The organism is Thalassolituus sp. UBA2590, assembly GCF_002339775.1.
Lineage (GTDB): Bacteria > Pseudomonadota > Gammaproteobacteria > Pseudomonadales > Oceanobacteraceae > Thalassolituus.
On sequence record NZ_DDKU01000113.1, the window covers coordinates 1 to 9,053 of the forward strand.

The window sequence follows — 9,053 nt, forward strand, 5'->3', positions numbered from 1 at the left end:
GCTTCCAGAGCGGCAAGACCGACAAAAGGTTTCAGGGTCGAGGCGGGTGGGTAAGTACCACGCGTCGCCCGATCGAAGAGTGGCTTGTCGAGACTGCTGGTCAGCGCTTCGTAATCATCGAAGGAAATCCCTGTAACAAAGGCGTTCGGGTCGTAACCGGGGTTACTGTATAGCGTGAGAATGCCGCCGGTTTCCACTTCGATAGCAACAACGGCACCGCGGCGCCCTTCAAGTAATTCTGCGGCAAGCAACTGGAGCCGGCTGTCGAGATGCAACGTCAGATCGGTGCCCGGTTTCGGGTTTTCCCGCTGCATGGTTCTGAGCAGGCGTCCGCGGGCGTTAGTCTCAATACGCTCATAACCTACGTCACCATGGAGAATATCTTCGTAGCGTCTTTCGATACCGGTTTTACCTATATGGGAGGTCGCGCTGTAGCGGCGCTGGCTTTCTTCATCGTCCTCAATGCGTTCCTGATCCCGCTGGTTAATCCGGCCGACGTAACCCAGCACGTGTGCAAAGGCATCGCCGTGCGGATAGTGTCGAATAAGCTGCGCCTCAACATCAACGCCGGGCAGATAGAAACGGTTAACCATGATGGCGGCAATTTCTTCTTCGCTCAGCCGCTGACGCAGTACCACAGGTTCGTATGGACGGCGCCGGTAACTCGAGCGTTTCTCAAACTGCTCGAGATCCCGCTCAGACACGCCAACCAGCTCATCAAGAAAGGCGAGAGTCTCCTGGAGGTTATCTACTTTCTCGGGCACCAGAGTTAGGCTGTAGGCAGGAATGTTTTCAGCCAGAAGTACACCGTTGCGGTCGTAGATCAGTCCGCGATTAGGTGCGATAGGGCGTATTTTTACCCGGTTGTTTTCAGAGAGGTCCTGATATTTTTCGTGCAGTGTGACCTGCAGGTAGGTCATGCGCCAGGCGAGGGTCAGTAGCGCCGATACGACAAGAACAGCAGCGACGATGGCTCGTGCGCGGAAGAGTCTGCGCTCGTAGGCCTTATCCCTGATCGACTGTTCCCACATACTCCAGCCTTACTTGTGGTACGGGTGACCCTGGAGAATCGTCCAGGCGCGATAAATCTGTTCTGACAATAACACCCTGACCAGCGGGTGGGGCAGTGTCAGGGGGGATAAAGACCAGCGTTGCTTGGCCAGCCTCAGTACGTCGTCCGTCATACCGTCAGGACCGCCGACTAACAGGGCAACATCGCCACCCTGGTTGCGCCAGCCTTCCAGCTCTTTTGCTAAACGCTCGGTCGACCAAGGTTTGCCTTCGACAGCTAATGCGACGACATGCTCGCCCGGTCGGATCGCTTTTTTGAGTGCATCAGCTTCCTGTTGCATGGCTTTGTCGGAGCTGGCGTTTTTTCCGCGGTGGCCGGGAGAAATTTCGACCAGCTCAAGGCTGCAATCACGTGGCAGGCGCTTCGCGTATTCCTGATAACCCTGTTCTACCCACGCAGGCATTTTATTGCCAACGGCCAGCAGCCGTATCTTCATGCGTCCTTCTGTCCTGCCTGCCCAGCGTCGGGTGTTTCTCCCCAGAGACGTTCGAGATCATAGAAGTGGCGGGCTTGTTCAGTCATAACATGCACAACCACATCGATCAGGTCGATGAGTACCCAGTCAGCAGCAGCACGGCCTTCTGTGCCGTTCGGTTTCAGGCCTGCGTGTTTTGCTTTTTCTTCGACATTGCCTGCAACGGCAGTGACGTGGCGGTTAGAGGTACCGTTGGCGATGATCATCCAATCGGTGACGGACGTGCGCCCACGTACGTCCAGCACAGTGATGTTATGTGCTTTCATGTCTTCCAGAGCGTCGATGACGAGCTCTTTGATTTGCTCAGTTTGCATGCAGACCTGTCGGTAAAGTTATCGGTACAGTTGGTGTTCTTTTATGTAGTCCAACACCGGCTGGGGTGTCAGAAAGGCGATATTGTCGCCTTGCTTGAGTGCCTGACGCAAGTCGGATGCAGATATATCCAGCTCTGGCCAGGCCTGATGGCAGACGCCTCCGTGCTGAGTCTCGTGTAACTCACTGAGCTGGCAGCGGTTTTTGTCGAGAATCTGCCCAAGCCAGCCATCAGTGCGAGCCTGGTCTCCGGGGCGCGAAATCACCAGTACATTGGCCCGGGCCAGAATGTCTTCGGGTGTTTTCCAGCGATCAAAGCCATTCCAGGCATCGGTGCCCATAACCCAGGTGAGGTTGGCTTGAGGGTATTGTTCCTTGAGCAGGGCGACCGTGCGAGCTGAATAGCTGGTGTCACCCTGACTCAACTCGATATCACTGGGTGCAATACCGTTCAGTTCTGCGACCGCGAGCTCCAGCATACGCAGGCGTTGTTCTCCTGTTGCCAGAGGCTGATCACGATGAGGGGGGACACAATTAGGAATCAGTAACACCTGATCGAAACCTGCATCACGCAGACGTATTGCGATCCGCAGGTGACCAATATGGACGGGATCAAAGGTCCCGCCCAGTATGGCAATAGAGGCGTTGTTACTTACGGACTTCACCGTTGCCCAGCACTATGTATTTCTGAGAGGTAAGACCATCGAGGCCGACAGGACCACGAGCGTGGATTTTATCGGTGGAGATACCAATTTCTGCACCCAGGCCATACTCGAAACCGTCGGCAAAGCGCGTAGATGCATTCACCATCACAGATGAGCTATCTACTTCAGTCAGGAACTGACGAGCCAGTGTGTAGTTCTCGCTGATGATGCTGTCGGTATGGTGAGAGCCATAGGTGTTGATATGGTCGATGGCTTCGTCCATATCTTTGACAATTTTCACAGCCAGGATGGGGGCCAGGTATTCTTCGTGCCAGTCGTCTTCTGTCGCAGGAACCATATCGGAGACAATTGCACGCGCCTGTTCACAGCCTCGCAGTTCTACACCCAGTTGCTCATAGGCTTCGGCCAGCTCAGGCAGAATGGTCCCGGCAATGTCTGCGTGAACCAGCAGGGTTTCCATGGTGTTGCAGGTGCCGTAACGGTGCGTTTTGGCATTGATCGCGATGTTGATTGCTTTACTGCGATCCGCTTCGCGATCGATATAAACGTGGCAGATACCATCAAGGTGCTTAATCACAGCAACGCGTGCGTCACGGCTGATGCGTTCGATCAGGCCTTTACCACCGCGCGGTACAATGACATCCACGTATTCCGGCATAGTGATCAGTTGACCGACGGCTTCTCGGTCGGTGGTTTCAACGACCTGAACGCAGGCTTCTGGCAGACCGACAGCGTTCAGTGCAGAAGTAATACATTCAGCCAGCGCCTTGTTAGAGGCAATGGCCTCAGAGCCGCCACGCAGAATAGCGGCGTTACCCGACTTCAGGCACAGGCTGGCTGCTTCAATAGTCACGTTCGGACGGCTTTCGTAAATGATACCGATAACGCCCAGTGGAACGCGCATTTTACCAATCTGAATACCGCTCGGACGGTACTTCATGTCGGTGATTTCACCCACGGGATCAGGCAGAGCAGCGACTTGATGCAGGCCTTCGATCATGGTGTCGATGCGCGCGTCAGTCAGCTCAAGGCGGTCCAGCAAGGCTGCATCCAGGCCGTTTTCTGCGCCGCGTGCCATGTCTTCTGCATTTGCGGCACGCAGAGCGTCGCGGCTATTGCTGATTTCGTCAGCAATGGCGAGCAATGCGCGGTTTTTGTCATTGGTGGACGCCCGGGCCATAGCGCGGGATGCAGTCCGGGCCTGCTGGCCAAGGGTCTGCATATAGTCAGCAACGTTCATCTGGAATACCTTAAAACGGAAAGTCTGTAAGTCAGAGTGTGCGATAGTATACACGAACTACTACACTGTTTAGCGGAGGCCGAGAGGTCAGAGTTTGTCAGGAACCCGTTATTCATGGAAAAAGCACGCTTTCACAGTCTGGTAGTGCTGCAGGTTAAGGTTATTTATTGTCTGTTTGCAGCACTGGCGTTGAGCATCATCGCTGTGCTGGATCTGGTCGAAGCACGTACTGTCTTCGCGGCGGTTGCTGCTGGATTTGCTCTTGCTCTGTTGTTGTATGCACTGATTCTTCTGTTGCGAGGTCAGCAGCGATCATCGCCCGTGACCGAATGGTTGATGATTTTTGGGTTGTGTCTGTTTACTTTGTTCGGCATGCAGCGCAGCGAAGATGTGGTGCACTGGGTCTACTTCGTCCCCGGCTATATTTACTTCTTATTTCCCTTTCATGTTGCCAGCTACTTTGCCCTGATTTACAGCACCGCCATGGTGCTTATGGTAATCAGCGAGTTCGACAGTTATCTGCGTCTGCAGATTCTGTTCACCTACGGCGCCTGCTACGCCTTCGCAGTTATGTATGCGCTGATCAATGATCGCCACAATCATGGTCTGAGCGCCATTGTGAATACCGATCCGGTGACGCAGGTGTACAACCAGTACCAATTGGGGCTCGACCTTTCCAAGGAAATGACCCGTGCTGACCGCCAGATTGACCTGCTCAGTCTGGTTGGCATTGCGGTACCGGCCAGCTGGCAGGTATTGAAAACCGAGGAGTACGAAAGCCGCTTGGGCTATCTGAGCAAACGCCTCAAGCGCTGCCTGCGTCGTTTTGATACCTGTTACCGCCTGGATTCTGATGTCTTTGTTGTGTTGCTGCCACACAGTACCGAAAACGTTGTAGACGCGTTGTGTGAGAACCTGATGGATGATCTTGAAGGCAGTGGTCGTTTCGAAGGGCTCGCCGATATCCGGCTGCACCGCGATGTGTACAGCCCGGAAGATGATGTTGATGTACTGATAGAACGGATAGAGAGAAAGCTCAATGATCAGCTTTAATACGCCGCCGCAGGAACAACTGCTGCCCCGATTGCAGGTTATCGTTTATTCGCTGGTGGCTTTTGCATTGCTGTTGCTGATCTACGATCAGTACCGCCAAGGGTTGTATTCATTGGTACTGGCGAATGCGATTTCGATTCCGGCGTTTTTATTCAGTGCGGCGTACATCTATATCAATCGTGATCGCGATTCTTTTCTGTGGGTGAACTATCCCTTAGTGGCGGCGCTTGCTGGGTTAGCTCTGCTGCAATTACCAAGGTATCCCGATCTTATGATCCACTACCTGTTCGCGATGCCGATGTTTACGTACTTCTGCTTACCCATGCAGCATGCCACTGTGGTGAATGTTCTCGTTGCCAGCGCGATGGGGGTGATTCTCTGGGGTAAGGTGGATGTCCAGACCGCCGTGCGTTACACCACTAATTTTTCTCTGCTGGTGCTCTCGACCTGGTGTTTTTCCTATCTGACGCTGTTGAAGGGTGCGTCTCTGCAGCGGCTGGCGCTGACCGATCAGGTGTCAGGCGCCTATAACCGGGAGCACTTTTATCATCTTCTTGAGCGGGAGTTGGCGCGGGGCGAAGCGACGCGGCAGAGCGTCAGCATGATCGGCATTGTGCTTGATGATTATCGCCAGTTAATAGACTTGCACGGTAATCGTTCTGTGGTTCAGTTTATGCCGCAGTTCGTGAAAAAGATCCGTCAGTTGATTCGTGGCGAAGACGATATATTCAGGCTCGAAGATGACCTGATTATGTTGGTTCTGCCCAATTGCGGTGAAGAGGGCGCAATCGTTCTGATGGAACGGATTAAGCGCAAAGTGCAGGAGCAATCCTGGAAACCATTTGCTGAAGTATCCATCAGCATCGCTGCGGTAACGCGCAATGCCGATGAAGACAGCGAATCCATTGAAAAACGCTTACTTAAGCGGCTCAATAAACAGCAGAAAACCAGTCTTCAGTTGGCGGCTTTCAGCGACTGATGCCCGCTTTAATGATGCGCACCAGCGTCTGAATTTTTACTTCCGGCAAGTGACTCAGCTTGCCGTAAAAGCTTGCCGGGTCGTGGACCTCAACGTCGTCAAAACCGTCTTCCTGAAAGCCTTCTTTGATGGCGGTATCGGAAGGGTAGTGCAATGGCCATTGCCCACGAGTAAAAAGACCGACGAGCTTCTGCGCAAATTTTACGTAGCGATAAGACGGATGTTCGGCAAAGTCAGGGTATAAATCCGTTACGTACCATCCCTTCGGAAAAGCTTTCAATCCGCTCGCCATACGCGACCAGACTTCACGGATTTCATCCAGCTCAAAGTAGTTCACCAGCCCTTCGGTGATGATCAATGTTGGCTGCGTAGGATCCAGGTCGCTCAGGAGGGCGCCGATCGAAGCGGGGCCGTCTGCATTGAGGATGTTGCACTCGCGAACTTCATGTCCTTCGACCAGTCCTACTTCTTCAAGAAGCGCTTTTTTGCGAGCTGCCATACCAGGAAGGTCACCTTCAATGTAGCGCAATTGCGGGTAGGCTTGTTTCAGACGGTAGCCACGGGGCGAAAGGCCACACGCGAGTTCGACCACCTGGGTCACGCCCTCTTTTTCAATTAGTTCTTTGACCTGATGATCAATGACCGAGTGGCGTTGTAGCAGGAAGATATCAATGTCGGCGCCAGCGAGTGCTCGTAACAGAGCATTGACGGGAGCCAGAGTCGCGTTTGCAAACTGTCCGGCTCGGGTGACAAACCCTCGTGCTGAGAGGCCGTGTTTGTACCAGATGTAACCGGTGTAATGGGCACTGACGCTGATTCGCGAGGTGTCTGTAGACGCTGACTTCATTGTAGTATCCGGGGGAGTGTCGTGAGCCGGGGCTCATCGCACGCCATTCCTTATTGTTTATATTGGTGGGACGAAGGTTAACTGTATATCTACGTGGGGCGCAATGCATTTACCTGTCAATAATCGTGCAAATGCTATGCAAAATCGACGAAAGCCTGCGTAATGGACAGGTGTTGGCCGGAAAGTACGCGTTGGAGGATTTTTGGGCGAAATAAATGTTTCTGAGTGGGGCGCCGGTCTGCTGTTGCTCGCCGTTTTCAGTATTTCAATGGTGGAGTCACTGGCTGTGGTGGGTTTACTGGTGCCGGGAATCGGCCTGTTGCTGGCCCTGACTCTGGCTGCGGCTGCGGGTGATATCCCTCTCTGGTTATGGGTCGCATGTGGCACTGCTGGGGCTTTTCTCGGGGACGGCGTCAGCTTCCTGCTCGGGCAGCGCGCCGGTCCTGCTGTTCACCGCTGGCGGTTCTTTCAGCGTCACCCGCACTGGCTGACACGCGGTGAAGCTTTCTTTCAGCGTTGGGGCATATGGAGCATTATGACAGGTCGCTTTATCGGGCCTATTCGTCCTGTGGTGCCGCTGGTAGCGGGTGCTATGCGTATGTCACCGCGTCAGTTCTGGTTTGCCAATGCCATCTCCTCGCCTGCCTGGGGCATGGCGTATCTGGCGACCATGTACTGGCTGGGTGAGGCATTCCGCGATACGTTTGACCTCCCCGTTATTGCTGCACTGCTCGCTTTTGCCACCCTGATTGCACTGGTGGTCAGTGTGCTGGTTAATCAACGTCATCGCTGATCAATGACTGGCAGAGTCGTCGGAATGGCGGCTGCGCTCATACGCGAGGTCTTTCTTAAGGGAACCCATCTGGTATTCGAGGTCGGCGTTCTTCTGGCGTAGTTCGCGGTTCTCCTGCTCATGGGCTTTGTAACGCTCAGCCATACCTTCCAGTTCCTGTTTTGCTTCATTGACGGCGCTTTTCCAGCGCTTACCCAGAACGGATGCAGTCAGCGCGGCTCCTAATACGAAGCTGGCAATAATGGCTGCAATTAACATCATTTTATGGTCCTCAGGGTGTCTTGATTGAGACTCAATGATAACGAAAACCTGATACCATGCGCACCTGAATTACTGTAGGAGAAGGTTGTGTCTATCACTCAGTTTGTTGCCAGCACAGGCGCCCGTATGCGCGTGTTTGATCTTGGGCGTCGAATAGCAAAGATTGGTCTGAGCGAATTTGAAGCGATTGAGGATCTGGCCCGACCTTATCCAACACCTTATCTACGTCATGCCTGGGTCGGTATTCTCAGCTGGAATCCGGATGAACCGGGGCAACACAATATCTGGTTTCTGAAATTGCCGTTGGATGAGCAGAATATCCTGCAGCCGGGACCGCGTGATCAGTTTCTGCAGCACTGGCTCCGTGTCGTACAGCATCCGGATAAAGATCACGGTGAGGCGCCTTGTGCGTTTAAGCCCGATGGCAACCGTATGTCGTACTTCCACTCTATTGCTCTGAAAACCCTGAAGCAGCCAGAGACGCAGTACTACGCGACGGCACGCGCTTATTTCAGCGGCGATACTGGCTGGCAGAACTGGCAGCAGTTGGGGCTGCAAGGGATTGCTGAAGTTGTCGCCAGGCTGGATGAAAGTAATAACAGCGAGCTGTTGCAGAAGGCGTTGCCCGAAATGGATAACGCTGGTGCGAGTGTTCCGCGCCATGTTCTGTTGGGCTTTCTTGAGAATGCCGAACCTGATGTGAATCTGACCATTGCCCTGACAGACTCGCTGGCTGAAGCTATGAAAGGCCAGCCCGACGCCACAGCACTCGCGCTCTATTGCCGCGCGATGTCGCAGAGTGTCAGCGTTAACCACCGTCGGGAGGTTTTGCAGCTGGTGTTGCAGCATCCATTGGCGAGTGAAGTCGAGATTCTCAGTGCTGTCGGAAGTCGCTGCTGGAATGACCTCGAAGGAGACACGCTGAGCCTGTATCTCGAGAAACTTGCTCAGGCAGGACAGGATGTATTCCTTGCTCTGGTGGCCGATCTGATGACTTTACCGGGCAAGCGTAAACAGATTTTAGAAGCCTTCCGTAATCCGCAGCGCAGCGATGAGCTGGGAGCTGCTATTGGTGTGCTGATGAGCGCAGCCCGCAGTGGTGTGCAATGAGTCTGAATGAGGCCCAACCGGGAACCTTGTGCCCCTGCAACAGTGGTAAAGACTACAGAGTTTGTTGTGGTTTGTACCATGAGGGTGAAGTCGCACCGACGCCTACGGCACTGATGCGCTCTCGCTACTCGGCCTTCGCTCTGGAAAATGCCGATTATCTGTTAGCTACCTGGCATAAGGACTATCGCCCGCAAACCCTGGAGTTCGCCGCCGATACCCGGTGGACAGGGCTCGATATTCTGGAGG

The 9,053-nt window shown here is 53.9% G+C and carries 12 protein-coding genes; 5 read left to right on the forward strand and 7 right to left on the reverse strand.

Annotated elements, in window-relative coordinates:
- The 5 genes from B2067_RS10125 to B2067_RS10145 form a co-directional block, all read right to left on the reverse strand.
- On the reverse strand, window positions 1–1,031 hold a 1,031-nt coding region (locus B2067_RS10125), incomplete at its 3' end, for a penicillin-binding transpeptidase domain-containing protein (RefSeq protein ID WP_301388350.1).
- Window positions 1,032–1,040: 9 nt separating this feature from the next.
- Window positions 1,041–1,508 (reverse strand): 23S rRNA (pseudouridine(1915)-N(3))-methyltransferase RlmH, encoded by a 468-nt coding sequence (gene rlmH / locus B2067_RS10130; protein ID WP_301378219.1) that lies wholly within the window; start codon window positions 1,506–1,508, stop codon window positions 1,041–1,043.
- Window positions 1,505–1,861, reverse strand: coding sequence for a ribosome silencing factor (gene rsfS / locus B2067_RS10135; protein ID WP_068444159.1), 357 nt, complete (start codon window positions 1,859–1,861; stop codon window positions 1,505–1,507). The genes rlmH and rsfS overlap by 4 nt, the downstream gene beginning before the upstream one ends.
- Before the next feature lie 18 nt (window positions 1,862–1,879).
- On the reverse strand, window positions 1,880–2,524 hold the full coding sequence (gene nadD, locus B2067_RS10140) for a nicotinate (nicotinamide) nucleotide adenylyltransferase (protein ID WP_297533126.1): 645 nt from the start codon (window positions 2,522–2,524) through the stop codon (window positions 1,880–1,882).
- Window positions 2,508–3,764 (reverse strand): glutamate-5-semialdehyde dehydrogenase, encoded by a 1,257-nt coding sequence (locus tag B2067_RS10145; RefSeq protein ID WP_076513169.1) that lies wholly within the window; start codon window positions 3,762–3,764, stop codon window positions 2,508–2,510. The genes nadD and B2067_RS10145 overlap by 17 nt, the downstream gene beginning before the upstream one ends.
- Window positions 3,765–3,878: 114 nt before the next feature.
- Here B2067_RS10145 and B2067_RS10150 point away from each other — a divergent pair, with 114 nt between their 5' ends.
- Window positions 3,879–4,817, forward strand: coding sequence for a GGDEF domain-containing protein (locus tag B2067_RS10150; RefSeq protein WP_068444416.1), 939 nt, complete (start codon window positions 3,879–3,881; stop codon window positions 4,815–4,817).
- Window positions 4,804–5,796: a diguanylate cyclase domain-containing protein gene (locus B2067_RS10155; RefSeq protein WP_068439149.1), complete on the forward strand. Its 993-nt coding sequence runs from the start codon at window positions 4,804–4,806 to the stop codon at window positions 5,794–5,796. Before B2067_RS10150 ends, B2067_RS10155 begins: the two co-directional genes overlap by 14 nt.
- Here B2067_RS10155 and B2067_RS10160 read toward each other — a convergent pair.
- Window positions 5,786–6,643 (reverse strand): class I SAM-dependent methyltransferase, encoded by an 858-nt coding sequence (locus B2067_RS10160; protein WP_068444418.1) that lies wholly within the window; start codon window positions 6,641–6,643, stop codon window positions 5,786–5,788. The genes B2067_RS10155 and B2067_RS10160 overlap by 11 nt on opposite strands.
- Before the next feature lie 202 nt (window positions 6,644–6,845).
- Between B2067_RS10160 and B2067_RS10165 the strand changes: the two genes are divergently transcribed.
- Window positions 6,846–7,436 carry a DedA family protein gene (locus B2067_RS10165; protein ID WP_068443877.1) on the forward strand — a complete coding sequence of 197 codons (591 nt, stop codon included), beginning with the start codon at window positions 6,846–6,848 and terminating at the stop codon, window positions 7,434–7,436.
- Here B2067_RS10165 and B2067_RS10170 read toward each other — a convergent pair whose 3' ends face one another.
- The gene (locus B2067_RS10170; RefSeq protein WP_068443880.1) at window positions 7,437–7,697 is read right to left on the reverse strand and encodes a DUF1761 domain-containing protein; all 261 of its coding nucleotides are present in this window, start codon (window positions 7,695–7,697) and stop codon (window positions 7,437–7,439) included.
- Between the two features lie 87 nt (window positions 7,698–7,784).
- Here B2067_RS10170 and B2067_RS10175 point away from each other — a divergent pair, with 87 nt between their 5' ends.
- Complete coding sequence (locus tag B2067_RS10175) at window positions 7,785–8,807, forward strand: DUF3549 family protein (protein WP_301388353.1); 1,023 nt, start codon at window positions 7,785–7,787, stop codon at window positions 8,805–8,807.
- On the forward strand, window positions 8,804–9,053 hold a 250-nt coding region (locus B2067_RS10180), incomplete at its 3' end, for a YchJ family protein (protein ID WP_301388354.1). The genes B2067_RS10175 and B2067_RS10180, both read left to right, overlap by 4 nt.

Excerpts from the sequence above, each read along its gene's own strand:
- rlmH (WP_301378219.1), bottom strand. The coding sequence starts at position 1,508 with ATGAAGATACGGCTGCTGGCCGTTGGCAATAAAATGCCTGCGTGGGTA.
- B2067_RS10145 (WP_076513169.1), bottom strand. The coding sequence starts at position 3,764 with ATGAACGTTGCTGACTATATGCAGACCCTTGGCCAGCAGGCCCGGACT.
- B2067_RS10150 (WP_068444416.1), top strand. The coding sequence starts at position 3,879 with ATGGAAAAAGCACGCTTTCACAGTCTGGTAGTGCTGCAGGTTAAGGTT.
- rsfS (WP_068444159.1), bottom strand. The coding sequence starts at position 1,861 with ATGCAAACTGAGCAAATCAAAGAGCTCGTCATCGACGCTCTGGAAGAC.
- B2067_RS10155 (WP_068439149.1), top strand. The coding sequence starts at position 4,804 with ATGATCAGCTTTAATACGCCGCCGCAGGAACAACTGCTGCCCCGATTG.
- B2067_RS10160 (WP_068444418.1), bottom strand. The coding sequence starts at position 6,643 with ATGAAGTCAGCGTCTACAGACACCTCGCGAATCAGCGTCAGTGCCCAT.
- B2067_RS10170 (WP_068443880.1), bottom strand. The coding sequence starts at position 7,697 with ATGATGTTAATTGCAGCCATTATTGCCAGCTTCGTATTAGGAGCCGCG.